This window comes from Streptosporangium sp. NPDC053982 (assembly GCF_055585205.1).
Map to the genome: position 1 here is coordinate 55,475 of NZ_JBVJKQ010000025.1, position 24,651 is coordinate 80,125.

Below are 24,651 nucleotides of genomic sequence, written 5' to 3' on the forward strand. Positions count from 1 at the left end.
CATTCCGCAGATCAGAGGCTATGCGAAGCCCATGAAGGGTCATCCGCTTCTAATCCGATGGCCCTTCGCCCTCCTTCAGCCCGCGAATGGGGGACGGCTCTGGAACGCCGGCGCGCTACCGCCGGGCGGCGGCGGTCCGCTGGCGGGCCGATTCGTACAGCACGACGGTCGCGGCGGTCGCCGCGTTCAGGGAGCTGGCGGACCCGGACATCGGGATCCGGACGAGCCGGTCGCAGGCCTCACGCCAGCCGGAGCTGAGACCGGTGGTCTCGTTGCCGATCAGGGTCAGCGTGGGCTGCGTGAAGTCGTACTCGGCGGCATCCAGTGCGCCGTGCTCATCGGTTCCCACGATGCTCATGCCGATGCCGGCGGCACGGATCTCATCGACCCAGGACAGAACGGCCTGGTGTGAGGGCACCCGGATCACGGGCAGGGCGAACAGCGAGCCGGTGCTCGCCCGGACCGCTTTCGGGTCGTACACGTCGGCGGCATGGCCGGTGATGATGACCCCGGAGGCGCCGAAGGCGTCCGCGGACCGGACGAGGGTCCCGATGTTGCCGGGGCTGGCGGGCCGATCGAACACGACGGTGAGCATGGTCGGCGCGGCCGGGATCCGGCACAGGTCGTCCTCCGGCAGCGCGACCACGGCCAGCAGCTCCGGAACCGTGTCCGCCTTGCCTCCCAGCTCGTGCATCAGTTCACGGGAGACGGCGATCTTCTCGGCCCGGACCGTGTCCAGGGCCCCGCGTGCCCAGCCGGACAGCTGACCGCCGGCGTCGTAGAGCAGTTCCCGGATCCGCCAGCCGTGTTCGACGGCCATGGTGATCGGGCGCACGCCCTGCACGAGGAACTCACCGTGACGTTGCCGCTTGGTCCGGCTCCGGAGGAGGGCCTCCCACCGTTGGAATCGCGCATTGCGGCCGCTCACCCGCAGACCCACCGCTGTCCCGCCTCCGCCGTACATGACCACCCGTGCCCCACCTGCCGCGCCGGACGCGTCTGTCCGACGCCGTACATGACCTATCCGTGTCCCGCCTGCCGCGCCGAGCGCGTCTATCCGGCGCTGTCGTCGGCGCCGTCCCCGTCCGGGCCGGGGGTGTCCCTTCCCAGGCCCCGGCGGATCGCGATCTCCACGGGCGAGTACGCGCCGTCGGCCCGCTCCAGTTCGTACGGCGCGGCCGGCATCAGCGGCGGCTGGGCCATGAAGCGGGGCCGCGCCCCGTGGTGTGGTTGCGCCGCGTGCACCAGGAACGGATGGCACAGGAAGACGTCACCCGGGGATCCGGTGGCGAGGGCGAGCGGCCGGTGGTCGGACGCCGCCACCAGGTCGGGCGCGAGGGTCAGCCCGCTCGCCCCGTCCTCCCCGTACTTCTCCAGCACCTTCGGCGCGTCGAGGTGCGAGCCGACCCGGATCCGGGTCGGGGCGTCCTCCTCACCGACCTCGCTGAACAGGAACAGCATCAGCAGCGCCCGGTCGCGGGAGCGCACATTCGTGAAGTACCAGGTCTCGCCCTCCGGCATATAGCTGCCCTCGATGTGCCAGCCCGCGTCGTCCGGCTCCTCCGGGTGCGGGAAGCGCAGCGGGAACGAGCCCAGCGAGTAGCGCGGCTCCCAGCGTCCCGCGCCGACGAGGAGGTCGTACGCGTGGTGGAGGAACGGGGAGTTGGGTGCGGCGGCGAAAGGCCCCTGGGCCAGGCCACCCACCCAGTGCACGGGCTGTGTCCACGTCGCCGGGTCGTCCGGGTCGCAGCCCGTCTCCCGCCACAGGAGCCGCGCGCAGTCCGCGGCCACGCGCGGCGCGACGGCGCCCTCCAGCTTCACGAAGCCGTCGCGAAGAAAGCGGGATACCAGGGTCGTGTCATCCATGCCCCCATCGTGCGGCGGCATCGGTCCCGACAACCCGACACTTTCCGCGCCGCTTCTGTCGGGTGTGCGGCGACGGCGCCGGCGCACGATCGGACTCGCTCTCCCACTGGTGGGTGAGGTCCGTCCAGATGCGGTCCTCGGTCATGGCGCGGTTCCAGACGACCGCGTTCAACGGAGGAACGCTGCTGGAGTCGTCGTAGAAGGACGGGGAGTAGACGTAGGCGACGTCCGCCCCCCACAGAGTCCGTGGAAATCGGGTGAGGACTCGGCGTGACGGATCAGCCGAGACCGGTGCCCGCCGGGACCGGCCGCCACCGTCCGTGCTTCAGGCCGTACGGCCTGCCCGTCGGGGAGGGCGGGTTCTGCGGCGAGGCTGAGCCGTACGTCAGGTCTCCTCGTGAGGCGAGAGAGGACTCGGCGGGTTCGCTCGTACCGGTTTCCCGGCGGCCGGGGCGTGTTCGACGGCGACGGCGGCCTGGGAACCCGTGGGCGGGGCGATGACCAGCTCGGTGGCCGGGTCGTGGTCGATCTGTGGATGGCTGGCGACGATCATGGTGGCTCGGTCCCACGGCCGTTCACGCGCACGGTGATCGATCCGGGACGGCCGTGGGTGATCCAGGCATCGGGGCGGAAGTCCACCGCCTCACCGCGGTGCACGGGACGAAGGACGTTCTCGACGAGTACGGCGCCCCAGTCGAAGTAGGCGTGGTTCCACGCGATGTCGTCGGTGTGCACGATGGCGGAGCCGGGAACCACCCCGCGGAGCCGCTCGGCCAAGGTCGTTTTGCCGGCGCCCCCTCGGCCGTCGATCGCGATCACCCTCGCACGTCCGGTGACGCCGGGTGATGCGTCACACAACCGCCGGACGGCATCGAGAACGGTTACCACCTGCCAGCCGACGGCCTGGGTCTCACCCGGATGCAGACGCATGGGCAACCTTTCTCGGGTTGAGCTTCCTCAGTAGCTGAACGCATGAGGGCGTGGACGGTTCTGATCCATGTTCGAGATGGTTATCAATTCGGTGAGCGAAATGTCTCGTACTTTGGGCTGATTGTAAGTGGCGGAGTCTCTCGTACCATGACTTCGTGCACGGCCTCATTCGCTCCGTGTGGTACGAGCCCCGTCCCCCCGGCGCACCGCGGCGGGTGTGGCGAGACTGGGTGCTCGTCGGCGTGTTGCTGCCGGTCGCGCTGCTCGAAGGGGTGGTACGGCCGGACATGCCCTCGCGGGTCGTCTCGGTGATCCTCGCGGCCGGGCTGGTACCCACACTGCTGTGGCGCCGCACCCGGCCGCTGCTGATGGTCGCGATCGCGTTCGGCGCGTCCGGTGTGGCCCAGGTGCTGCTGGGCGGTGACTCACCCGAGTCCAACACCATGGTCTATCTGCTTCTCCTGCCCTACGCGTTGTTCCGGTGGGGGTCAGGGCGGGAGGCGGTCGCCGGGTTGGCGATCATTCTCGTCAAGGCCGCGTTCTCCGTGGTCGTGGACTACCCCGGTCCCGCCGACACCGCCGCCGCCTTCGCCGTCGTGCTCGCGGCGACCGCCCTGGGGGCGGCGTTCCGGTACCGGACGAGGGCGCGGACGAGGGAACTCGACCAGGCCAAACTGCTCGAACGCGAGCAACTGGCCCGGGATCTGCATGACACCGTCGCCCATCACGTCTCGGCGATGGCGATCCGGGCGCAGGCGGGGCTGGCGACGGCGGCGTCACGGCCGGACGCCGCCACCGAGGCGTTGCGGGTGATCGAGGCGGAGGCGGCCCAGGCGCTCGCCGAGATGCGCGCCATGGTCCACGTCCTCCGCCGGAACGCGCCCGCGGACCTGGCGCCCGGACGGAGCATCGCCGATCTCTCCCAGCTCGAAAGTCCGGGACGGTCCGGCCCGTCCGTCCGGGTGGAGGTCGAGGGCGACACCGCCGGTCTCTCCCCTCCCGTCGAGGCCGCGATCTACCGCCTCGCCCAGGAGTCGGTCACCAACGCCCGGCGTCACGCGCGGCACGCCACCCGCGTCCTGGTCCGGGTCAGCGCCGGTGACACGTCGGTCCGTCTGCACGTGAGCGACGACGGCGATCCCGCCCGTCCCACGGGGACACCCGGGTACGGGATCATCGGCATGATGGAACGAGCCGATCTCCTCAGGGGCACCTGTGTGGCGGGCCCCGATCCCGGCCGGGGGTGGAGCGTGACCGCCGTGCTGCCGCGTACCGGGGTGACCGGATGAGCGTCCGGGTGCTGGTCGCCGATGACCAGGAGATCGTCCGTACCGGGCTGGTGATGATCCTCGACGCGCAGCCGGGGATCGAGGTGGTCGGCGAGGCCCCCGACGGGCGGCGAGCGGTCGAGCTCGCCCGGCGGCTCCGGCCGGACGTGTGCCTCTTCGACATCCGGATGCCCGTGCTCAACGGCATCGAGGCCACCCGGATGCTCGCCGGGCCCGCCGTCGACGACCCGCTCGCCGTCGTGGTCATCACCACCTTCGACCTCGACGAGTACGTCTACGCGGCGCTGCGTGCGGGAGCGCGGGGGTTCCTGCTGAAGAACGCCGGCGCCGAGCTGCTCTCCCAGGCCGTTCACGCCGCGGCGGCCGGTGACGCCCTCATCGCTCCGAGCGTCACCGCCCGCCTGCTCACCGCCTTCGCGCACGCCGGGCCCGCCGCGCCGCTGGTCCGTCCCATCGAGGCGCTCACCGAGCGCGAGGAACAGATCCTCGTCACGGTGGCCCGGGGACGTACCAACAGTGAGATCGCCGACGAACTCCACATCTCACTCAGCACCGTCAAGACCCACATCGCCAGCCTGATGGCCAAGCTCGGCGCCCGGAACCGGGTGGAGATCGCCATGTGGGCGTACGAGACCCACCGGATCAGGAGCTAGCGTCTGCGGATGACCCATTCGGCCACGGCGAGGTTGATGAACCATCCGGCGGCCACGAGCAGGGCCCTGGGGGTCTCGGTGAGAGGCCCGACGAGGAGCATCCAGGGGAGCTGGGTGAACGCCTGGGTGCCCGCGGCCACGCCGATCGCGTAGGCGCGGGTCATCCAGGCGCGGTGGCGGCGGAGGTCCCTTCGCCGGACGGCGGCGAAGCCGAGCACGATGGAGACCGCCATCGCCGTGCCGAACACGAGCCGGAACGCCGCGAGGAGATCGCCGTCGCCTTCCGGGCGGGGGTAGAACACGGTCATCCACAGGCCGGAGAGGGCGGTGACGAGTCCGCAGACGATGAGGACCCGTCCCGCCATGCGGTGCCAGGCCGGCCTCCTGCGACGGAACCTCCGCGTGAACTGGAAGGCGCCCACGATGCCGTAGATCGACGCTCCGATGATGTGCGCCACCACGGGCAGCGGCGCGGCGAAGAACCGCGCGTCGGCGGGATCGCCCGTCGCGCCGCCCGCCAGTTCCCCCAGGCGCAGCGCGCCGGCGACCACCGGAATCGCGCTGAGCATGATCAGGCCGGTGGGGACCATCCAGCCGGGGGCTCCGGCGCGCCGTCCGCCGGGCCGTACCTTGTCGGGCTTCGCGCCCCTCACGCTGCTTTCGGTCATGAGGGGATCGTGACTTCTTCGCCCGTCTCCACTCATCGCACGAAAGGCCCGATTCCGCTCGGCCGATCATCCAGCGATCAGGCGTACTTTCGGCTGATTCGTGGGTGCGATCGCGTTTCCTAGCCTTTCAATCACCCCGGCACCGACTCGCACAGGGAGATGGCGATGAAGGCGTTCGTCTCACGCTCGTACGGTCCCCCCGATGTCCTGACGCTCACCGAGATCCCCGTCCCCGTTCCTCGCGACGACGAGGTCCTGGTCCGGGTACGCGCCGGCTCCGTCAATCCGTACGACTGGCACAACATGCGGGGCGAGCCGTACCTGGCACGCCTGATGCCCGGCGGTCTGGGGCTCCGCGTCCCCAAGGTCACCATCCTGGGAGCCGACGTCTCCGGCCGGGTCGAAGCCGTCGGCCGGAACGTCACGGAGTTCCGCCCCGGCGACGACGTCTTCGCCGTCATCAACGGCGGCGGTTTCGCCGAATACGTCTGCGTCCGTGAATCCGACCTCGCCCCGAAGCCGGAGAACCTCTCGTACGAGGAGGCCGCCGCGGTTCCGATGGCAGCCAACACCGCCCTCCTCGCCCTGCGCGACGAGGGCCACATCCTGCCCGGCCAGCGTGTTCTCATCAACGGCGCGTCCGGCGGGGTCGGCACGTTCGCCGTGCAGCTCGCCCGCGCCCTCGGCGCCGAGGTCACCGGCGTCTGCAGCGCCCGGAACGCCGACCTGGTCCACTCCCTCGGCGCGACCAGGGTCATCGACTACACCACCCAGGACTTCACCCGCGAGACCCGGCGCTACGACCTGTTCGTGGACATCGCCGGAAGCCGGCCGGTCTCCGTCTCCCGCCGCACCCTGGTCCCCAAGGGGGCCTACGTGGTGGTAGGCGGCCCGCCCGGCCGCTGGATACAGCCCATGGGCCAGGTGTTCTCCGCCCTGGCGGCGTCCCGCTTCGCGGGTCACCGGATATCGGTGGCCGACGCCCTCAGCTGCCCCAGCCCCAAGCGGAACCTGCTGACGCTGAGCGCGTTCCTGGACGACAAACGGGTGATCCCGGTCATCGACCGTCGGCACCCCTTCGAGGAGATCCCCCGGGCGATCGCCTACCTGGAGGAGGGTCACGTTCCCGGCAAGGTCGTCATCTCCTTCTGAGCGGAGCCCTCACCGGAAGGCGTCCCACGTGCGACGACCGGCGAGGGGTGTCAGGCGTGTTCCCTCCTCCCTGTGGCGCCGGCCTCCGGTTCGGTCCGGGGAACGCGGGCGGCGAGCGCGAGCAGCTCGTCGACCGACCACTGGTCGTAGGCGTGGCGGCCGAGCTTGGAAGCGAGTACCCGGCCGTCGCCGGCGATCAGGAAGTCGCCGGGAAGGCCGAACCGCCCGCCGTGCGGGAAGGCCGACGGCGCGCGGTCCCGCCCCCGCAGCATCCGCCACGTGCTCACCGCGACGCCGCGGACGATCGCCGGCCACACGCGCGGGTCGAGCAGCGCGCGGACGGACGGCTCCACGCCGAACTCCCGGTAGAGCCGCTGGTCCGGGTCGGCGACCATGGCGAACGGCAGTCCTTCGGCGTGCCGCGCCAGCTCGTCCGCCGGCGAGTGGAACACCGCGATCTCACGGATGCCGGCCGCCTCGATCTCGTCGTGCCGCCGCGCCACCGAGCGCAGGTGCAGATTGCAGACCGGGCAGCCGGCGAACCGCCGGAACTGCAGGTGGATCAGCCGGTCGGGGGAGGGGACGGCGAGCGGCGGCTGGTTGACGGGGGTCAGCACGCGGGAGCCGACGGTCCGGGGGTGGGTGAATGAGCTCATGGGCCTTTCCGCTCTTTGGCGTACGGCATACGCCTACGAGGATAAGCGTATGCCGTACGCTGTCAAGAGCCATGCCTCGTCCCCGCTCGCTCACCCCGACCGCGCTGGCCGCCGCCGCGCTCGCCGTCATCGACCGCGACGGCCTCGCCGGGCTCACGATGCGCACCGTCGCCAAAGAGGTCGGCATGAGCACCATGGGGCTCTACCGGTACGTCACCGACCGCGCCGAACTGGAACAACTCGTCGTCGACCTGGTCCTGTCCCGGATGGACACCGCCCCGCCCGATCCCGCCGGGCCCTGGACCGGCCGGGTGACCGTCATGGTCCGGCGGCTGCGTGACGCCGTGGGGGCGCATCCACCGGTGATCCCGCTGGTCGTCGCCCAGCGGCACCGGTCCGAGCGGCTGCTGGGATGGTCGGAGACGCTCGTCGGAATCCTCAGGGAGGCGGGCCTCGACGGGCCCCGGCGGGTGGTCGCGCTGCGTTGCCTGCTCGCCTACGTCATCGGGGCGCTCCAGCTCGACCACCTCGGCCCGCTGGCCGGCTCCGGCACGGGCGTCATCGCCGGCCTGCCGGAGTTCCCCCTCCTGGCCGAGACCGCCCGGGAGTCCCGCGGCGTCGACGCCGAGACCGAGTTCGACGACGGCCTGACCGCCGTACTGCACGGCATACGGCACGCCCCCGGCCCCTGAACGGTCAGGCCGGTCGTCGCCAGGTCGGCGCGCACCGGCTCCTGAACGGTCCGTCACCTCCGGAGGCCGGCCGTCTCCGGCGTCCCGGCGGCGGGCCGTCGTCTGCGCAGCCAGTAGGCGAACACCGCGGCGCCCAGGAGCACCCCCCACAGCGGATACGGCCACAGCAGCAGGATGAGCGGATTTCCGTCCTCCACGGTGTTGACCACCAGGCCGGGGGAGGCGAGGCAGCAGGCGCCGGCGATGAGCCCTCCCGTCGTGACGGGCAGGCGCACGGGGACCGGACGGCCGTGCACGACCGGCACCCACCGCGGCCACACCTCGCCCCACCCGCTGACCAGCCCGAGCGTCAGCACCGCGCCGCCGACGCCGGCGAACGCGAGGGCCAGGCCCTGCGCCCTGAGCCCCGGGGCCATGTCCAGCACCGCCGGATCGACGTCCGTGGGCCATGGCGTCAGCCAGGTCAGCCGGTACAGCGCGTACGGCAGCGGGCACAGGGCCGCTCCGATCGTGGCGACGCGTCCCCAGTGGGCGACGGCCTCCGGGCGCGTCCACCGCATCGCCCGGCCGGTTCCGAAGGCCGCCACCGCCGTCGCCACCCAGACCGCGCAGGCGACGGCGTCTGCCAGCGTCCAGGCCAGCCGCCCGGCGTACGCGCCGAAGCTCGCGACCACGTTGACCGCGAACCCTCCGAGCGAGACCATCCCGCTGAGCGCGCCGGCCACCGCCAGGACGAGCAGGGCTCCCAGTACGGGAAACCCCCACGGCCTGCCGCGCAGTCCCGCCATGACCAGGCCCGCCACCAGGGCGACGGGCCCGAGCAGCGCCATGCCGTAGCCCAGCAGGGACATGATGCCGGCGTCGGACAGCACCACGCCGAAGAAGAGCGCCTGCGCGACCGCGCCCGCCCTCAGCACCCTGCCCGAGGCGAACGACAGCGCCAGCCCGGCCAGCCCCGCCGCGACGGTCATCGGGCCGGCCACGTCGTGTTCGACCAGATGCGACAGCGACACGGTGACACGGTCGCGCGCCCCGAAGGGGTAGCTCGCCGGGCTCATCCACCACAGCAGGCCGACGGCGGTCACGGCGGACAACAGCAGCGCGACGGCGATCCGAACGTTTCTCATCACGCCGTCCCACGCTAGGAACGCATCCGGGACGTCACCTCCCCCTGCCGGGGGAGGGCGCGTCCCGGCGGCGCGGCTAGCATCGGCGTCGTGAACGGACCCACCGGACGTGTCGTGCGGGCGGCGGTCTACCAGGCACTCGGCGCGGCCCTGCTGACCCCGGTGGCGGTGGTGCTCGGCCTGGTGGTCCTCGCCGAGCGGACGCCGGCGCGTGTCCTGGCGCTGTGGGCGGTGTGCCTGCCCGCCGCCGCGCTGCTCGCCGCCGTCCCGCTGGTACGGCGCATCGAGGCGGTCGCGCTGCAGGAACTCCTCGATGTCGAGGTCCCGCCGAGGGCCGACCGGCTGTACCTGGCCGCACTGACGGGTCTCCATCTGTACGGCGGCGCCACGCTGGGCGCCGGTGTGCTGCTGTTGTCTCCCGGGCTGGTCAGGCTGGGTGACGTCGAGCGGTGGAGCGGGAACCCCGCCGAGGCGGCCGGGACGCTCGCCCTGACCGCCGTCGTGCTGGCCCTCCTGGCCGCCGCCGGACTCGGCCAGCGGTGGACGGCCCGTCGCCTGCTGCGCGCCGAGCCTTCCGGCGCGCTGGAGGAGCTCGGCCGCCGCCAGTCCCTCGCGCTGGAGTTGCACGACTCGGTCGGTCACGCGTTGAGCGTCGTCCTGGTGCAGGGCATGGCGGCGCAGGCCGCGCTGCGGCGGCCCGGACCGGACCCGGAACCGGCTTCGGAATCGGACCTGGCGCGGGCGGCGCGGCGGCTGGACCACCTGACGGAAGCGGACGCTGCTCGGGCGGCGCGGTCGCTGGATCACCTGGTGGACGCGGCCCGCTCGGCCCAGGAACAGCTCGATGTGGTGCTCGGCGTCCTCGATGACGGGGACGACGCCGCGCGGACGCCCACGCTCGGCTCGCTCCACACCCTCACCCGCGGGCTCGACGTGCGGGTCAGCGCCGGACGTCTCGACGGAATCCCGGAGACGACCTCGCGCGCCGCCTACGCCATCGCCAGGGAGGCGCTCACCAACGCGTTGCGCCACGGGCGCGGCCCGATCACACTCGACGTCGCCGTGGCCGGCGACCTGGTGCTGACCGTGGAGAACGCGGCCGCCGACACCGACACCGACACCGGCATAGGCACCGATGCCGGGTCCGCTCCCGCCGGAAGGAGGCGCGGCCTGCTCGGCATGCACATGCGGGCCCGCCTGGCCGGAGGGACGTGCACGCTGGAACGGGCGGACGCCACCTGGCGCGTCCGGGCGAGGCTTCCCCTGTGATCCGCGTCGTGCTGGCCGACGACGACCGGCTGATCCGCGAGGGGTGGTCCGCGCTGCTCTCCCTGCACGATGACCTCACCGTCGTGGGCGAGGCCGCGGACGGACGCGAGGCCGTCGAGGCGGGCGCGGGAGCCGACGTCGTGTTGATGGACGTCCGCATGCCGGTGATGGACGGCCTGGCCGCCACCGCCGAGCTGTCCCGCCGTTCTCCATCCACCCGCGTCGTCGTGGTCACCACCTTCGAGCACGACCGGCTCGTGTGGGGGGCGCTGCGCGCCGGAGCCGCCGGTTACGTGCTCAAACGCGCCCCCGCGAGCGAACTGGTGGAGGCCGTCCGCCTGGTGCACTCGCGTGACGCGGTGTTCTTCCCGGGCGCGCTCCGCCGTATCGCCTCGGCCCACGCGCGCGGCGCCGGCCAGCGGCCCCGGGTGGCTCTGACCCCGCGCGAGCTGGAGGTGCTGCGGCACATCACGCTGGGAGAGGCGAACCCGGAGATCGCCGCCGTGCTGCACGTGTCGAGGGAGACGGTCAAGACCCACGTGACCAACGTCCTGGGCAAGCTCGGCGCCCGCGACCGCACGCACGCGGCGGTCCTCGCGTACGAACTGGGCCTGGTACCGGCCGGCATCGAGTCTTGATCCCTCCACACCGCGCACTCCCTCGGCGGACGGGTCAGGAGGAGGGGCGGAGCAGTTCGCGGATGCGGGCGGCGTAGGCGCGCGGGTGGGTGAGGTTGCCGTTGTGCCCGCCGGGGAACTCCGCCACCTCGGCGCCGACGAGGGCCGCCAGTTCGTGCGCGCACCGGTGGTCGAACACGTGGCGCGGGGTGGTGCGCCCCGCGGCGGGGACGACGCGGGTGGCGGTGTCCTTGAGCAGGGTGACGTCCAGCGTGTCCTCGATGACCGCGCCGAAGTCGTTGCGGATGAAGAAGTCGAAGTCGGCCCGGCGCCGGTCGTCCATCGGGTGCGGGGTGAGCCCCGGCTCGGTCTGCTGTTCGCCGAGCCTGATGCCGAGGACCGCGGCGATCTCGGCGACGGCTCCGGCGAGCCCCTGATCGCGGTAGAGCCGCTGCAGGTCCGCGAGTTCCTGTCGATGGTGGTCGCGCTCCGCGGGCGGGAGCAGGGCGGGGGCGACGGGTTCGTGGGCGATGAGCGTTCCGATCCTGCCGGGGTGATCGACGGCCACGTGCAGGCCGAGGACCGCGCCGAAGCTGCAGCCGAGCATGTCGGCGGGCGCGTCCGTGACCTCCGCGAGCAGCCGGTGGACGTCGTCGGCGTGCTCGGCCATGGTGACGCCGGCGCCGGGGTCGTCCAGGACGCTGCGCGACAGGCCGCGCCGGTCGTAGGTGACCACGGTGTGGTCGGCGACGAGCCGGTCCACCAGGTCGACCGTACGGCGGGCGTCGCCCTCGCCGCTCTGGGAGATGAGCAGCACCGGGCCGGTGCCGTGGACTTCGTAGTAGAGACGGGCGCCGGGGACGCGGAGGATTCCGTTCATGGCCGGAATGTATCAGACTTGATGCATCTTTTTTGATGTAAATTTGACGGCATGAACGGAGTCGACCTCTTCCTGCTCGGCCGCACGCTGATGAAGATCGGCGAGGAGGCCATGCCCGTCGAGGGCATAGGGCCGCAGACCACCGGCACCCGCACCGTCCTGGTGGTCGTCGCCGACCTGCGCGACCATGCGGAGACCTCCATCGGCGAGATCGCCGCGCGCACCGGCCTGCCGCAGAGCGCGGTCTCCGCCGCCGTGGGGCGGCTGCGAACGGCCGGCGCCGTCGTGACCCGCCCCGACCCCGCCGACCGCCGCCGCACCCTCGTCCAGGTCGCTCCCGAGGTGCCGGAGAGGGTGGCCGAGGTGCGGGCCGCGCCGATCGACGGCCCGCTCGCGAAGGCACTGGACACGGACGACCCTGCGCGGGTCGCCGAGGTGGTCGCCCTCCTGGAGACCGTCGCCGCCCGCCTCTCCCCGGGGCGTCCCCGGGAGTCCGGCGGGCCCGCGACGGGGTGGTGAAACCCGTACCGGCCCGAAGTCTCCGTTCGTGGGCCGGCGAGCCTTGTCGTACTGCGCGGGGCCGGCCTTGATCCTGGCAGTGGCCCGCCAGCCTGTGATGACCTCCTGGACGGTGGCGTCGGCATCACTCCGTGTCACACCGTCCGTGCCGTTCGTCAGCCCCGGTCCGCGTTGTACAGGTGGCGCAGCGATCCGATCTCCGCGGCGTTCTTCATCAGTTCGATGTTCGCCCAGGCGAGCACATGTCCCAGGGAGAGCGTCCCGTCGGCGAACCAGCGGCTTCTTTCGGTGGAGCCCAGTTCCGTCCCGCTCAGGGAGTCCAGTGCGGAGGCCCACCGGTCACGGCACCCGTTCAGCCATCCGATCGCCGACGCCACGTCTCCCGGCCACGGTGTCACCGCCGCGGCCCGCGACCAGTCGGCCGCCGCGCCGGGGTCCCCGAAGCACTGCTCGTGCGCGTGACTCCACCAGAAGCCGATGTGCCACATCACCCACCCGATCGACGTCACCGGGATCGGCTCGGGCTCCGGCACGGCCCAGTCGGCCGCCCACGTCCCATCCGGCCGGCGACGGACGTTCCAGCAGTTCGACGCGGGTTCCCACAGGGCCTCCTCGTCGGTCACCCGCTCAAGGTGATGAGAGAGCAACGACCAGGACACGTCCAGCTGCCAGCGGAGCCGCTCGAGTTCGGGCATGACGGAAACCTAGTCCGACGGGAGGTCCCGGCTCCACGGGATTTCACGGGTGCCCTCCCGCCGTCCGGGGTCACGACGGACGCCCCGGTCGGCCGGGACGGCGCGGAGTGGGTCACCTCGGTGCTCACAGGAGGACAGGCTACGCCGCGGACGGCCGGGCCGCGGGGCCACGTGGTCAGCTCCGTGCGGCGCGGCGCAGGCCGTATCGGTCGGACCAGGTGGCGATCGCCTCGGCGAGCGCGGCGGGCCGGTCCTCCGGGGTGTGGTGGCCGGCGACCCCGGAGCGCCTGTCGACGTCGAGGGCGGCCATGTTCGCGGCGCACCAGTCGATCATCTCCGGGCCCATCATCGTCCCGGGGCCGGGCTCGAAGGTGACGAGCAGCTTGGGCACGTCGGCACTGGCCGCCAGCCACTCGCCGTAGGCCGCGACCCTGGCCACGACGTCGGCGGGCTCCCCGCCCAGCGGCATCGCCCGCGGCCAGCTCAGCAGCGGCCGCCGGCTCTCCCGGGTGGGGTACGGCGCGCGGTAGACGTCGAGGTCCTCCTCGGTCAGCGGGGTGGCCACGGTGCCGGGCAGCGCCTGCTCGATGAAGGCGTTGTCGTCCAGGATCATCGTCTCGCCCACGCCCGGTGTCTTGATCGCCTGGAAGAGCGGGCGGCCGCCCTCGGGGAACTCCTCCCAGGTCATGGGCTTGACGATGGTCTCGGTGAACGCGACGCCCCGGACCCGGCCGGGGTGGCGGGCGGCCCAGTCGAAGGCGAGGGCGCCGCCCCAGTCGTGCCCGACCAGCACGACGTCGTCGAGGCCGAGCGCGTCGAACCACGCGTCGAGGTACCGGCTGTGGTCGTCGAAGCCGTATTCGATGTCCGGTTTGCCGGAGTCTCCCATGCCGATCAGGTCGGGTGCGAGCAGACGGCCGGGGCCGCCGACGGCGGGCAGGACGTGCCGCCAGAGGTGGGAGGACGTCGGGTTGCCGTGCAGGAAGACCATCGGGGTCCCCGTGCCGGTCTCCCGGTAGAAGATCGTCGAGTCGAGAACGTGTGCGGTGGGCATGCCGTGCCTTTCCGCGCCTGGCGCGCGAACTGTCGATGTGCGGGTGGGGTGGCCGGACGGGCCCTCGGGAGGACCCTCCGGACGGGCGGGGGACACCCGGCGCCGGGATGCGCGGGGCGGGTGGGGGACGCGGAGGCCGGAGCGTCAGGGGTGCGCGGGCCGCTGGAGGGCGCGGTGCGCGGGTGGTCAGCGGAAGGCGGCGGCGTTGCGGGCGGCCCAGTCGGCGAAGGGCCGCGGCGCTCGGCCGAGGATCCGCTCGACGTCCGGGCTCACCCGGCGCTCGGCCTCCGACGGCTCGCCCAGGATGGACAGGGTGCCCTCCACCACGGGTTCGGGCATGAACCGCAGCATCTGCTCCCGGGCCTCCTCGCGGCTCTGCTCGACGAACCGCACCGGGGTTCCCAGCGCGTCGCCGATGGCCCGCGCCCGCTCCCGCGGGGTGGTCGGCGCGGGTCCGGTCAGCTCGTACGTACGGCCCGCGTGCCCCTCCTCGCGGAGGACCGCGGCCGCGACCTCGGCGATGTCCTGCGGGTCGACGAACGGGATCCCGACGTCGCCGAACGGCGCGGCGGCCGTCCGCGCCGCGCGGATCGGCTCGATCCAGGCGAACGCGTTGGAGGCGAAGCCGCCCGGCCGCAGGATCGTCCACTCCAGGCCGGACCGCCGTACGGCGTCCTCGAACGCACGCGGGTGGGGGTAGGACTCCGGGCGCGTCCCGGCGCCCTGGGGGGACAGCAGGACGACCCGCCGGACGCCGCCCGCCGCGGCGACCTTGAGAACGCCGTCCGGGTCCTCCCCGGCGACGAGGAGGAACAGCGCGTCGGCGCCGTCCAGCGCGGGCCGGAGGCTCTCGGGGTCGGCGAGGTCGGCCGGGACGTGCCGGACGCCCTCCGGCAGGCCCCCGTCGGCGGGCCGCCGCGAGACGGCCGTGACCCGCTCGCCGGCCTCGGCGAGCGCCCGCACGAGCGACCGGCCGACGTTCCCGGTGGCTCCCGTTACTACGATCATGAAAAGCTCCTCAGCAGGCGTGTGGTGTGGAAGCTCACGCTAGGGAGGGGGCTTACTTCCGGGAAGTACGTACCTCAAGGTAAGCTCACGACATGGAGGGACGCATGCAGGTCACCGAGTGGACGCCCGGCACGATGAGTAAGGTGTTTCACAGCAACTGCCCGGCGCGGGTCGTGCTCGACCACGTCACCAGCCGGTGGGGGGTGTGGGTCCTGATGGCCCTCCAGCGGGAGGACCTCCGGTTCTACGAGCTGCGTGAGCGCATCGAGGGGATCAGCGAGAAGATGCTCTCCCAGACGCTGCGCACGCTCGTCCGCGACGGCCTGGTCTGGCGCGAGGTGGAGCCGTCCACGCCGCCGAAGGTCACCTACGGCCTGACCCCGCTCGGCAGGGGCACCGGCGAGCCGCTGGCCGAGCTGTTCGGCTGGATCCGGGACCACGCGTTCGAGATCCTCGACACCCAGGCCGAGTTCGACCGCGCCGGAGGAAAGTGACCGCGCCGGCGGGGTGACCGCACCCGTCATGGGCGGGCGCGATCAGGAGAGCCGCCGCCGGCCGGCGGCCGGCGGGAGCGGTGGATCAGCTGTTCAGCCGCCGGTATCGGCGCGCCGACAGCGGCAGGAAGATCAGCGTGATCAGCGCCGGCCAGCCGATCGCCAGCCACAGCGCGTGCTGGGCGGCCCAGGAGTCGCCGCCCCAGCCAGGGTTGCCGAACAGCTCCCGGCAGGCGGCCACCGTGGCCGAAAGCGGGTTCCATTCCGCGATCACCCTCATCTAGCCGGGCATCAGCGCGGGGGAGACGAAGGTGTTGGCGAGCATGGTGATCGGCAGCAGCGGCATCCAGGCCGCGCTCGCCGACTCGGGGGTGAGCACCAGCCCGACGTAGATGCCGACCCAGATGAGCGCGAAGCGCAGCAGGAGCAGCAGGCCGACGGCGGCCAGGGCGGCGCCCGCGCCCCGGTGCCAGCCCCAGCCGACCACCAGCCCGCAGGCGAGCAGGACGGTCAGCTCCAGCACGGAGTTGACCATGTCGGCGAAGGAACGGCCCAGCACCACCCCGGCCCGGGAGATCGGCATCGAGCGGAACCGGTCGGTGACGCCGCGGGCGGAGCTCGTGGCGACGACGATCATGGTGGTCATCACGCCCATGGTCATCGACTGGGCGTACATCCCGGGCATCAGGAACTCGCGGTAGTCGCCGCCCCCGGCGACGTTCATCGCGCTGCCGAAGACGTAGCCGAACAGCAGCACCATCACGATCGGATACAGCAGCACGTTGAGGACGGCGGCGGGGTTGCGCGTCCAGTGGATGAGGTTGCTCCGGGCGATCGTCCACCCGTCGGCCAGCGTCCAGCTCAGCCGCTCGCGGCGCGTGCGGGGGAGCGCGGGGGTGAGGGGGAGGACGGTCATGCCGCGGTCCTCCCCGCCGTGGTCCTTCCTCCGGTGGCGCCGCTACCGCCGCTACCGCTGCCACCGCCGTCGCCGCCGACGGGAGCGCCGGAGGCGCCGGTGACGCTGAGGAACACCTCGTCCAGCGTCGGACGGCGCAGGGCGACGTCCTCCACCTCGACGCCGTCCTCCTCCAGCTCCCGCATGATCCGGGTCAGGGCGGCGATCCGGTCGCGGACGGGGACGGTCAGGCGCAGGGCGTCGTGGTCGGTAACCGGTTCGGCGCCGGCGACCCCGGCCAGGACGCGCGCGGCCGCGGCCAGGTCGGTGGCCTGGCGCAGGACCAGGTCGACGTGGTCGCCGCCGACCGTGGACTTGAGTCGCTCGGGGGTGTCCTCGGCGATCACCCGGCCCGCGTCGACCACCGCGACCCGGTGGGCGAGCTGGTCGGCCTCGAACAGGTACTGCGTGGTCATCAGCACCGTGCTGCCCGCCTCGGCCAGACCGCGTACGGCCTGCCACACCTCGTTGCGGTTGCGCGGGTCCAGCCCGGTGGTGGGCTCGTCGAGGAACAGCACGCGCGGGGCCAGGATGAAGGCGGCGGCCAGGTCGAGGCGGCGGCGCATGCCGCCGGAGTAGTGCCTGACCCGCTTCCCGGCCGCCTCGGCCAGCCCGAACCGCTCCAGCAGTTCCCCGGCCCGGCGGCGGGCGGCGGCCGCGCCGAGGTGGTACAGCCGCCCCCACATCTCCAGGTTCTCCCGGCCGGTGAGGATCTCGTCCACGGTCGGCTGCTGCCCGGCCAGGCCGATGCCGTGCCGTACCCGGTCGGGCTGCGTGACCACGTCGAACCCTGCGACGACGGCGCGGCCCGCGTCGGGGCGCAGCAGCGTGGTCAGGATCCGGACGGCCGTGGTCTTGCCGGCGCCGTTCGGGCCGAGCAGGCCGTACACCGTGCCCTCCGGCACGGCCAGGTCGAATCCGTCGAGGGCGTCGGCGTCGCCGTAGCGCTTGCGCAAGCCCTCGGCGACGACTGCGAAGGATGTCATCGCTCCATAGTGGGACATTGATGTCTCAAAAACAAGCTTCGATGTCTCCTTATGGAGCGTACTGTTACTCTTCGCTGGTGAGCGACACTCCGGAGTCCGGAACCCGCAGCCGCACGCGCCGCGCCATCCTCGGCGCCGCGGCCTCGGTCCTCGCCCGCGACCGCGGCGCCACGCTGGCCGACATCGCCGAGGCCGCCCAGGTCGGCCGCAGCACGCTGCACCGCTACTTCCCCGACCGCAAGGTGCTCGTCGACGCGGCCGTCACCGACTCCTTCCAGGTGGTCGAGAGATCGACGGCGGGAGCGGCGATCGACCAGGGGCCGCCGCTGGAGGCCATGCGCAGGCTGATCGCGGCCATGGTGGACGTCGGCGACCGGCTGGCGTTCCTGTTCGGCGACCCACGTGTGCTGGAGGAGGCGACGGGCTGTTTCGACTTCGAGCCCGACCCGTCGGTGCCGACCACGCTCGGCCTCATCGAACGCGGCCAGGCCGAGGGGGTCTTCGACCCCGGGCTCGGCGCGGAGTGGATCCAGCAGGTGCTGTGGGCACTCGTCTACACCGGCTGGGAGGCGGCGGAGAAGGGGCAGCTGCCCCGCCACGGCGTCACGCCGGCCGTGATCCGGACCTTCGAGAACGGAGTCGTCACCGGGAAGAGATGAGGACTCCCGTCCCCTCTTCCATTTCCGCGCCCCTTCCCCGGTCCGTGCCCGTCGCCGGTTCTCCGTCCCTCGCCACCGTCTGCCGTCTGCCGTCTCCGCCTCTGCCGTTCCCGTCAGCGGTCAGGCCCGTCAACGGCCGAAACCGTCAGCGGTCGAGCGCGGCCCACAGCGTGGCGAACTCCTCGGCGGTCAGCTTGGTCAGGCCGAAGTCGTCGGGATAGATCGGCCCCTCGGCCAGGAAGCCGTGCTCGTCCTCGATGTGCCGCCACGAGTACCGCCGGGCCACCCCGTCGGACCCCAGCTCGGCATGCCTGACCGGCCAGTACTCCCCGCCGTCGTCGATGACGGCGTCGAACAGCCACACGTGGCCGTCGTCGTCCACGCCGTGCCAGTACCAGTGCCGCCGGTCGCTCTCGTCGAGCGCCCGGATCGTCTCCACGCGCCGGTCGTGCGGCATCTCGCTCCTCGCTGTCGAACCCCTGAGCCGGATCCCCGGGCCGGATCCCGGAACCGTACGGCATCATGCTGCCGGACGACGTCAATCCAACGGCAATCCGGACCGCTTACGCTGCCCTTGCTATGTTGCGCGTTCTCGGTCCGCTCCAGGCGGAGATCAACGGTGGTCCGGCGGACCTCGGCCCCTTCCGGCAGCGAGCCGTGGTGGCCCGGCTCGTCGCCGCGGGCGGGCACGTGGTCTCCACCGATCGTTTCATCGACGACCTCTGGCGCGGGCACCCCCCTCCCCGGGCGCTGGCCGCCCTCCAGGTGTACGTGTCCAACCTGCGCAGGGTCCTCGAACCCGGCCGTCCGCCCCGGGCGCCCGCCACCGTCCTGGTCAGCGCCGCGCCCGGCTACCGCCTCCGCCTGGAACCGGAGCGGGTGGACGCCTGGCTGCTGCCGGGGCTGATCGACGCGGCCGCGGCCGCGCTCGCCGAGGACGACGGGGACCGGGCACTCGACCTCGCCGACCGGGCGCTGGGGCTGTGGCAGGGACCGGCCTACGCCGAGTTCGCCGACGAGCGGTGGGCCGAACCGGAGGCGGCGCGGCTGGAGGAGCTGCGCCTGGTCGCGGTGGAGCACCGGGCCGAGGCGCTGCTGGCACTCGGCCGCGAGGCCGGGGTCGAACTCGAACGGCACGTCCGGGCCCACCCGCTGCGGGAGAACGCCGTCCGGCTGCTCGCGCTGGCGCACTACCGGGCCGGACGGCAGGCCGACGCGCTGGCCGCGCTGCGCCGGGCCCGCGCGACCCTCGCCGACGAGCTGGGGGTCGACCCCGGGCCCGCGCTGCGCGCGCTGGAGGCCGACATACTGCGCCACGCCGACTCCCTCCGCCACCACTCCTCGCATCACGGCTCCCCGCGCCACGCCGGATCCGCCCGCCCCCGGGAACGGACCGCCCTCCCCCGCCGCCGTGACTCCGACGTCCCCCCGCACGGCCGGGGGGTGGCGGTCTTCCCCCGCCGGGACGCGCCCGCCCCCTCCCCGGCCGCGCCGCGCGCCCCCGGGCAGGGGGAGCCGGACGGCGGGCTGGTCGGCCGTACGGCGGAGCTCGCCCGGCTGGAAGCCGTCTCCGAAGACTCCGGGCCGAGCACGGTCTGGCTGGGCGGCGAGGCGGGGGCGGGCAAGAGCGCCCTGGCCGGCGCGTTCGCGCGGAGGCTGGCGGGCCGCGGATGGCTGACCGCCACCGGGCAGTGCCCGGAGACCGACGGCGGGGCGCCGCCCGCGTGGGCGTGGAGCGAGATCCTGCGCCGCCTGACCGCGGAGCTGCCCCCCGGCGACGACATGGCGGCGCGGCTCGCGCCCCTGCTGACCGACGACGCCCCGGCGACGGGCCGGTTCCACCTCGCCAGGGCCGTGGAGGACTACCTCTCGCGGGCCGTACGGGAGGACGTCCGCGTGCTGGTCGTCCTGGAGGACGTGCACCGCGCCGACGACGAGACGCTCGGCCTGCTGCGGCACCTCGCGGTACGGCCCGCCGCGGCGCGGATCATGTTCCTGGCCACCTACCGCCCGGCCGAGGCCACCGACCACCTCGGCGCGACCTGGGCGGCGCTGGCCGGGCACGGCAGCCACCGGCTCGACCTGGGCGGGCTGGACGGCGACGAGGTGGCCCTGCTGCTGCGGGAACGCTCCGGGCTGGACGTCGACCCGGTCATCGCCCGTACGGTGGCCGAACGGACCGGCGGCAACCCCCTCTTCGTGTCCGAGACCGCCCGGCTGATCAGCACGGACGGGATGGCGGCGGCCAGGGCGCTGCCGCCCGGGGTGCGCGACCTGATCCGGCGCAGGATCGCCCGGCTGCCCGCCACGGCCGCGACCGCGCTGCGGGACGCGGCGATCGTCGGCCGGGACGTGGACGTGGACGTGCTGCTCGCGATGGCGGGCTCCGACGAGGACGCGCTGCTGGAGGGGCTGGAGGCCGGAGTGCTGACCGGGCTGCTGGACGAGCCCGCCCCGGGCCGGGTCCGGTTCGCCCACGTGCTGGTGCGCGAGACGCTCTACGAGGACACCCCCCGCATCCGCCGTACCCGGCTGCACGGCAGGGTCCTCGACGCGCTGGAGCGGGTCCGGCCGGGGGACGTCTCGGCGCTGGGCCACCACGCGCTCGCCGCGGCCACGCCGGGAACGGCCGGGCGGGCCGTGCCGTACGTGGTGGCGGCGGCCCGGAAGGCGGCGGCCATGCACGCCTACCGGGAGGCGGGGTTCCTCTACCGGGGCGCGCTCGACCTCGTCGGGGACGATGACGACCGGCGGCTCGACCTGCTCTGCGGCCTGGTCGGCGTCCAGGCCCACGAGGGCGACGTGATGGCCGCCCGGTGCCACCGGGAACGGGCGATGGAGGCGGCGCGTCGGCTCGGCACCGGCATGACCCGGGCGCTGACCTGCTACGAGGCTCCGGTGACCTGGTCCATCCAGCCGTACAGGCAGGTCGACGAGGTGTTCGTCGCGGCGGTACGGGAGGCGCTGGCGGACCCCGCCGGGACCGACGACGAGACCCGCTGCCGGCTGCTCGCCACGCTCACCTTCGAACTGGAGGGGCACGACGACGACACCTGCGAGCGGGCCGGCGCGGAGGCGCTGCGGCTGGCCCGGCGGCTGGGCCGCGCCGAGCTGGTCTGCCTGGCGCTCAACGCCCGCTACTTCGTCCTGCTGACGCCGCACCGGCGCGACGAGCTGGAGGCGGTGGGCCGGGAGCTGGTTGAGCTCGGCGGGGAGGCCGGGCTGCCCGGCTACGAGATGCAGGGCCACCACGCCCTGTACATGGTGAGCCTGGGCCGTGGCGACCTCGCCGCCGCCCGCCACCACGCCGACCGGGCGCTCGAACACTCCACCGGCGGCCAGCTCGGGCTGGCGCTGAGCGTGCTGTCGATGCTCGACACCCTGCTCCTGCTGATCGCGGGCGACTTCACGGGGGCCGAGCGGTCCTACGCGGCGGCGGCCGAGCGGATGGCCGCGGCCGGAGGCGCCAACGCGGCCGGCGCGGGCGTCATTGGCCGCTTCGTCGCCCGGCTGGCGGGCGGCCTGCCGCAGGACATCCCGGAGATCATGGCGATGTACCGCCTCGTCCCGTCCGACGTCTCGGAGATCCTGACCCGGGCCCTGGTGGCCGAGGGCCGGCCGGAGGAGGCCCGGACGTTCTGGGAGCCGGACCGGCGGGTCAGGAAGGACTACTACTGGCTGGTCCAGACGGCGCTGCGGGCCGAGAACGCCGTCGCGCTGGGCGACCTGCCGACGGCCGGGCGCTGCTACGAGGAACTGCTGCCCTGGGACGGCGAGGCGGCCGGGCTGCACTGCGGGTCGGTCACCCTCGGGCCGGTCGCCCACATCCTGGGCGACCTGGCCGAGGCGCTGGGCCGGGACGGGTCCGCCCACTACGCCACGGCGGAACGGGTCGCCGAACGGCTCGGCTCCCCGCACTGGGCCCGCCGGGCGGCCGAGGCGACCCGGCGGGCGGAGGAGTCGAGGGCCCGGCGGGGCGGGGGCCGTACGGGCGGACGGTGAGTCGCCCCGCCGCCTCGCCGTACCGCCGCCGGTTCGGGAGCGGATCAGCGCGGCGACGGGTACGGCGGAGCCGCTTCCGGTTCCCGCCCGCTCCCGCCTCCCGGCTCATCCGGTTCACCCGGCCGCTCCCGGCTCATACGGCCAGAGGGCCGAAGATCTGCCGCTGGCGGCGGCGGTGTCCGCCGCGGAACACCGCGAGCAGCACCGTCAGCATCGGCCCGGCCAACTTGCGCAGCCGGGCAAGCTCCTCGGGCCGGGCGTACTGCTCGATCCTGGGAAGCTCGACACCGGGCTTGGTGCCCTTGCGGACAGCGTCCTCCACCCTCTTCCAGTCGGCCACGGAGACGTACTTCGCGATGACGGGGAAGAGCAGCCGCTCCTCCTCCTCGATGTGCTCGTCGAGCAGGTCGGCGAGCCGGGTCAGCGACGAGGCCAGGGCGGAGGCGTCCCGGGTCGTGGCGAACGCGGCGGCCTGGCCGTCGATCTCGTTCAGCAGCGGGTCCAGCGAGGAATGGTCGTCGCTCAGGTCGCGCAGGTCCACCTCGGCCCCGGCGGACCGTTCGAGGACGGGCCACAGGACGCGGTCCTCCATCGTGTGATGGTGGTGGATGCCCGCGCACAGGGTCCTGATGTACTCGGAGACGGTCCGGGCGCGGGCCGGGTCGGCGCTCTGGCGGCCTTCGGTCAGCTCCGCCGCCAGCACGGCCAGGCGGCGGGTGTCGCCCCGCATGGCGCGGTGGGTGAGCTGGAAGCCCAGAAGCTCGGGGGTCATGGCGTCGGCGGTCATGGCGGGGGTCTCCTCGGTAGGTCCGGACGGGGTGCCGGATCCAGACTGGGGGGATCCACTTATGGGCTACTTGGAGGTCACTAAGGACGGTACTCAATGACGCCGCTCGCGGTGGCCCGGCTCATTCCACGTCGGCCTCGGTCATGAACCGACCGGCCCCGGCCAGGCAGGCCACGGCAGCTGTGGTTTCCCGCACCCCTGAACGGCCATCCGCCTCATGGTGGCCACACCCTGACCGTTTCTAGTCTCTGACACGTGACGGAACGGCTGACTCACCTGATGGAAATGCTCGGCGCGGCGGGAACCGGGGTCGCGGTCGCGCCGGCCGTGGCGGTCTTCGTGGGCGTGCGGTCGAGTGAGCGGCGCAAGGAGCGGTATGCGCTGGGCGGTTAGCGGGCTGCGGCTCGTCGGGGCGGTGGCGGCCGGCGCGGTCACCGCCCTCGTGGGCTTGCTGTTCGTCCTGGTGACGGCGCCGTTCGCCGGCCGTCCCGCGGTACGCGCGGCGGCCTCGTGGCTGACCCGGCTGGAGCTGTGGCGGCTGCGCCTGGACCTCCCCGGCAGGAACGAGGAGGGTGAGCTGCGTTACCTGGCCGCCCGGATTTCCGTGGGTGTGCTGGGCGGCATCGTGGTGCTGCTGCTCGTGATCGGCTTCCGCCTGGCGGTCATGTTGGCGTGGTCGTGGGGGCACGGGGAGGCGTTCGACGGCATGCTGCCCAGCCCGTTGCTGACGGCCTACTTGAGCCTCTTGGGCTTCGTTCTGCTGTTTCTGGACGTGTGCGGTCTGGTGGGGGTGGAGGCGCTGGAGCGGCGGCTGGCCGTACGGCTGCTCGCCCCCGACCCGGCTGAGGCGCTGCGGCGGCGGATCACCGAGCTGACCGAGAGCCGCGCCGGTGTCGTCGCGGCGGTCGACGCCGAACGGCGGCGCATCGAGCGTGACCTCCACGACGGGGTGCAGCAGCGGCTGGTGGCGCTGTCCATGCTCGCCGGACGCGCCCGCCGAGGCCGCCCGGAGTTGCTGGAACAGCTGCACGAGCAGGCCCAGCAGACGCTGGTGGAGCTGCGCGAGGTGGCCTGGCGGGTGTACCCGTCGGGGCTGGACGCGCACGGGCTGGCCGAGGCGCTGGCCGGGGTGGCCGAGCGGGCCGCGGTCAAGGTCACGGTGGCCTGCGAGCTGCCGGAGCGGCCCCCGGCGGCGGTGGAGACCGCCGCCTATTTCGTGGCCAGTGAGGCTGTGACGAACGCCGCCAAGCACTCCGGGGCCACCCTGGTCACCATTGAGGTGCGCCGGGAGGGCACGATGGTCATCGTGCGAGTGGAGGATGACGGTATGGGCGGAGCCGACGCCGCCGGCGGCGGTCTGACCGGGCTGGCTCGGCGGGTGGCCGCGCTGGACGGCCGGTTCACCGTGGCCGGCCCGCCCGGCGGGCCGACCGTGATCGAGGCGGAACTGCCGTGCGTGTGATGCTGGCCGAGGACTCGGCGTTGCTGCGTGAGGGCCTGGTGCGGCTGCTGAAGGAGGAGGGCCACGACGTCCTGGCCGCGGTGGGTGACGCCGGCGCGCTTCTGGCGGCGGTGGACGGTGAGCGGCCCGACGCGGTGGTGGCCGATGTGCGGATGCCGCCCACCCACACCGACGAGGGTCTGCGCGCCGCGCTGGAGATCCGGCGGCGATGGCCGCAGGTCAGGGTCCTGG

At 73.2% G+C, this 24,651-nt stretch carries 29 protein-coding genes; 13 read left to right on the top strand and 16 right to left on the bottom strand.

Annotated elements, in window-relative coordinates; translation table 11 throughout:
* Nucleotides 1-115: 115 nt before the first annotated feature.
* The 4 genes from ACZ6W9_RS34805 to ACZ6W9_RS34820 all read right to left on the bottom strand — a co-directional run bounded on the left by ACZ6W9_RS34805 (nt 116) and on the right by ACZ6W9_RS34820 (nt 2,796).
* Nucleotides 116-964 carry a TrmH family RNA methyltransferase gene (locus ACZ6W9_RS34805; RefSeq protein ID WP_470121605.1) on the bottom strand — a complete coding sequence of 283 codons (849 nt, stop codon included), beginning with the start codon at nt 962-964 and terminating at the stop codon, nt 116-118.
* A gap of 89 nt (nt 965-1,053) precedes the next feature.
* Nucleotides 1,054-1,866, bottom strand: a complete 813-nt coding sequence (locus tag ACZ6W9_RS34810) for a phytanoyl-CoA dioxygenase family protein (RefSeq protein ID WP_389962539.1) — start codon at nt 1,864-1,866, stop codon at nt 1,054-1,056.
* Nucleotides 1,867-2,251: 385 nt separating this feature from the next.
* On the bottom strand, nt 2,252-2,419 hold the full coding sequence (locus tag ACZ6W9_RS34815; protein ID WP_389962536.1) for a hypothetical protein: 168 nt from the start codon (nt 2,417-2,419) through the stop codon (nt 2,252-2,254).
* The gene (locus tag ACZ6W9_RS34820) at nt 2,416-2,796 is read right to left on the bottom strand and encodes a hypothetical protein (RefSeq protein ID WP_389962533.1); all 381 of its coding nucleotides are present in this window, start codon (nt 2,794-2,796) and stop codon (nt 2,416-2,418) included. Before ACZ6W9_RS34820 ends, ACZ6W9_RS34815 begins: the two co-directional genes overlap by 4 nt.
* Nucleotides 2,797-2,951: 155 nt before the next feature.
* Between ACZ6W9_RS34820 and ACZ6W9_RS34825 the strand changes: the two genes are divergently transcribed.
* Nucleotides 2,952-4,085 carry a sensor histidine kinase gene (locus ACZ6W9_RS34825; RefSeq protein WP_470121582.1) on the top strand — a complete coding sequence of 378 codons (1,134 nt, stop codon included), beginning with the start codon at nt 2,952-2,954 and terminating at the stop codon, nt 4,083-4,085.
* Entirely contained in the window at nt 4,082-4,738 is a 657-nt protein-coding gene (locus ACZ6W9_RS34830; RefSeq protein ID WP_389962528.1) for a response regulator, read from the top strand. The genes ACZ6W9_RS34825 and ACZ6W9_RS34830 overlap by 4 nt, the downstream gene beginning before the upstream one ends.
* Here the strand turns inward: ACZ6W9_RS34830 and ACZ6W9_RS34835 are convergent.
* A complete protein-coding gene (locus tag ACZ6W9_RS34835; protein WP_389962525.1) occupies nt 4,735-5,406 on the bottom strand; it encodes a DUF2306 domain-containing protein in 672 nt (223 codons plus the stop codon). The two genes, ACZ6W9_RS34830 and ACZ6W9_RS34835, sit on opposite strands and share 4 nt — an antisense overlap.
* Nucleotides 5,407-5,571: 165 nt before the next feature.
* Between ACZ6W9_RS34835 and ACZ6W9_RS34840 the strand changes: the two genes are divergently transcribed.
* Nucleotides 5,572-6,558 (top strand): NAD(P)-dependent alcohol dehydrogenase, encoded by a 987-nt coding sequence (locus tag ACZ6W9_RS34840; RefSeq protein WP_389962522.1) that lies wholly within the window; start codon nt 5,572-5,574, stop codon nt 6,556-6,558.
* 50 nt (nt 6,559-6,608) lie between these two features.
* Here ACZ6W9_RS34840 and ACZ6W9_RS34845 read toward each other — a convergent pair whose 3' ends face one another.
* Nucleotides 6,609-7,214, bottom strand: a complete 606-nt coding sequence (locus ACZ6W9_RS34845; protein WP_389962519.1) for a peroxiredoxin-like family protein — start codon at nt 7,212-7,214, stop codon at nt 6,609-6,611.
* Between the two features lie 71 nt (nt 7,215-7,285).
* Here ACZ6W9_RS34845 and ACZ6W9_RS34850 point away from each other — a divergent pair, with 71 nt between their 5' ends.
* The gene (locus ACZ6W9_RS34850) at nt 7,286-7,906 is read left to right on the top strand and encodes a TetR/AcrR family transcriptional regulator (RefSeq protein WP_389962516.1); all 621 of its coding nucleotides are present in this window, start codon (nt 7,286-7,288) and stop codon (nt 7,904-7,906) included.
* A 53-nt stretch (nt 7,907-7,959) separates the two neighbouring features.
* On the opposite strand, the gene ACZ6W9_RS34855 is transcribed toward ACZ6W9_RS34850, so the two are convergent.
* Nucleotides 7,960-9,036 carry a hypothetical protein gene (locus ACZ6W9_RS34855; protein WP_389962513.1) on the bottom strand — a complete coding sequence of 359 codons (1,077 nt, stop codon included), beginning with the start codon at nt 9,034-9,036 and terminating at the stop codon, nt 7,960-7,962.
* 87 nt (nt 9,037-9,123) lie between these two features.
* Here ACZ6W9_RS34855 and ACZ6W9_RS34860 point away from each other — a divergent pair, with 87 nt between their 5' ends.
* Both ACZ6W9_RS34860 and ACZ6W9_RS34865 read left to right on the top strand, forming a co-directional pair.
* The gene (locus ACZ6W9_RS34860; RefSeq protein WP_389962510.1) at nt 9,124-10,302 is read left to right on the top strand and encodes a sensor histidine kinase; all 1,179 of its coding nucleotides are present in this window, start codon (nt 9,124-9,126) and stop codon (nt 10,300-10,302) included.
* Nucleotides 10,299-10,940, top strand: a complete 642-nt coding sequence (locus ACZ6W9_RS34865; RefSeq protein WP_389962507.1) for a response regulator transcription factor — start codon at nt 10,299-10,301, stop codon at nt 10,938-10,940. Before ACZ6W9_RS34860 ends, ACZ6W9_RS34865 begins: the two co-directional genes overlap by 4 nt.
* A 34-nt stretch (nt 10,941-10,974) precedes the next feature.
* Here the strand turns inward: ACZ6W9_RS34865 and ACZ6W9_RS34870 are convergent, their stop codons facing one another.
* Nucleotides 10,975-11,799, bottom strand: a complete 825-nt coding sequence (locus ACZ6W9_RS34870) for an alpha/beta fold hydrolase (protein WP_389962503.1) — start codon at nt 11,797-11,799, stop codon at nt 10,975-10,977.
* 51 nt (nt 11,800-11,850) lie between these two features.
* Between ACZ6W9_RS34870 and ACZ6W9_RS34875 the strand changes: the two genes are divergently transcribed.
* Nucleotides 11,851-12,318, top strand: a complete 468-nt coding sequence (locus ACZ6W9_RS34875) for a MarR family winged helix-turn-helix transcriptional regulator (RefSeq protein ID WP_470121586.1) — start codon at nt 11,851-11,853, stop codon at nt 12,316-12,318.
* A 155-nt stretch (nt 12,319-12,473) separates the two neighbouring features.
* Here the strand turns inward: ACZ6W9_RS34875 and ACZ6W9_RS34880 are convergent, their stop codons facing one another.
* From ACZ6W9_RS34880 to ACZ6W9_RS34890, 3 genes are all read right to left on the bottom strand, one after another.
* Nucleotides 12,474-13,013, bottom strand: coding sequence for a DinB family protein (locus ACZ6W9_RS34880; RefSeq protein ID WP_470121588.1), 540 nt, complete (start codon nt 13,011-13,013; stop codon nt 12,474-12,476).
* Between the two features lie 175 nt (nt 13,014-13,188).
* Entirely contained in the window at nt 13,189-14,067 is an 879-nt protein-coding gene (locus tag ACZ6W9_RS34885; protein WP_389962494.1) for a haloalkane dehalogenase, read from the bottom strand.
* 186 nt (nt 14,068-14,253) lie between these two features.
* Nucleotides 14,254-15,075, bottom strand: a complete 822-nt coding sequence (locus ACZ6W9_RS34890) for an NAD(P)H-binding protein (protein WP_470121589.1) — start codon at nt 15,073-15,075, stop codon at nt 14,254-14,256.
* A gap of 92 nt (nt 15,076-15,167) precedes the next feature.
* Between ACZ6W9_RS34890 and ACZ6W9_RS34895 the strand changes: the two genes are divergently transcribed.
* The gene (locus ACZ6W9_RS34895) at nt 15,168-15,569 is read left to right on the top strand and encodes a winged helix-turn-helix transcriptional regulator (RefSeq protein WP_470121591.1); all 402 of its coding nucleotides are present in this window, start codon (nt 15,168-15,170) and stop codon (nt 15,567-15,569) included.
* An 85-nt stretch (nt 15,570-15,654) separates the two neighbouring features.
* Here ACZ6W9_RS34895 and ACZ6W9_RS34900 read toward each other — a convergent pair whose 3' ends face one another.
* From ACZ6W9_RS34900 to ACZ6W9_RS34910, 3 genes are read right to left on the bottom strand one after another with little or no spacing between them, the layout of a single operon-like run.
* Nucleotides 15,655-15,849, bottom strand: coding sequence for a hypothetical protein (locus tag ACZ6W9_RS34900; RefSeq protein ID WP_470121593.1), 195 nt, complete (start codon nt 15,847-15,849; stop codon nt 15,655-15,657).
* Nucleotides 15,850-16,485, bottom strand: coding sequence for an ABC transporter permease (locus ACZ6W9_RS34905; protein WP_470121595.1), 636 nt, complete (start codon nt 16,483-16,485; stop codon nt 15,850-15,852). It abuts the gene before it with no gap.
* On the bottom strand, nt 16,482-17,528 hold the full coding sequence (locus tag ACZ6W9_RS34910) for an ATP-binding cassette domain-containing protein (protein WP_470121597.1): 1,047 nt from the start codon (nt 17,526-17,528) through the stop codon (nt 16,482-16,484). Before ACZ6W9_RS34910 ends, ACZ6W9_RS34905 begins: the two co-directional genes overlap by 4 nt.
* A gap of 59 nt (nt 17,529-17,587) precedes the next feature.
* Between ACZ6W9_RS34910 and ACZ6W9_RS34915 the strand changes: the two genes are divergently transcribed.
* Complete coding sequence (locus ACZ6W9_RS34915) at nt 17,588-18,169, top strand: TetR/AcrR family transcriptional regulator (protein WP_389962479.1); 582 nt, start codon at nt 17,588-17,590, stop codon at nt 18,167-18,169.
* A 145-nt stretch (nt 18,170-18,314) separates the two neighbouring features.
* Here the strand turns inward: ACZ6W9_RS34915 and ACZ6W9_RS34920 are convergent, their stop codons facing one another.
* Nucleotides 18,315-18,626, bottom strand: a complete 312-nt coding sequence (locus ACZ6W9_RS34920) for a hypothetical protein (protein WP_389962476.1) — start codon at nt 18,624-18,626, stop codon at nt 18,315-18,317.
* 122 nt (nt 18,627-18,748) lie between these two features.
* On the opposite strand from ACZ6W9_RS34920, the gene ACZ6W9_RS34925 reads away from it, so the two are divergent.
* The gene (locus tag ACZ6W9_RS34925; protein ID WP_470121600.1) at nt 18,749-22,171 is read left to right on the top strand and encodes a BTAD domain-containing putative transcriptional regulator; all 3,423 of its coding nucleotides are present in this window, start codon (nt 18,749-18,751) and stop codon (nt 22,169-22,171) included.
* A 133-nt stretch (nt 22,172-22,304) separates the two neighbouring features.
* Here ACZ6W9_RS34925 and ACZ6W9_RS34930 read toward each other — a convergent pair whose 3' ends face one another.
* Nucleotides 22,305-22,958 carry a hemerythrin domain-containing protein gene (locus tag ACZ6W9_RS34930; RefSeq protein ID WP_389962470.1) on the bottom strand — a complete coding sequence of 218 codons (654 nt, stop codon included), beginning with the start codon at nt 22,956-22,958 and terminating at the stop codon, nt 22,305-22,307.
* A 255-nt stretch (nt 22,959-23,213) separates the two neighbouring features.
* On the opposite strand from ACZ6W9_RS34930, the gene ACZ6W9_RS34935 reads away from it, so the two are divergent.
* The 3 genes from ACZ6W9_RS34935 to ACZ6W9_RS34945 all read left to right on the top strand — a co-directional run.
* Nucleotides 23,214-23,351: a hypothetical protein gene (locus tag ACZ6W9_RS34935; RefSeq protein ID WP_389962467.1), complete on the top strand. Its 138-nt coding sequence runs from the start codon at nt 23,214-23,216 to the stop codon at nt 23,349-23,351.
* On the top strand, nt 23,335-24,420 hold the full coding sequence (locus ACZ6W9_RS34940) for a sensor histidine kinase (protein WP_389962464.1): 1,086 nt from the start codon (nt 23,335-23,337) through the stop codon (nt 24,418-24,420). The genes ACZ6W9_RS34935 and ACZ6W9_RS34940 overlap by 17 nt, the downstream gene beginning before the upstream one ends.
* Nucleotides 24,411-24,651, top strand: a 241-nt coding sequence (locus ACZ6W9_RS34945; RefSeq protein WP_470121603.1) for a response regulator, incomplete at its 3' end; no start/stop codon positions are given. The genes ACZ6W9_RS34940 and ACZ6W9_RS34945, both read left to right, overlap by 10 nt.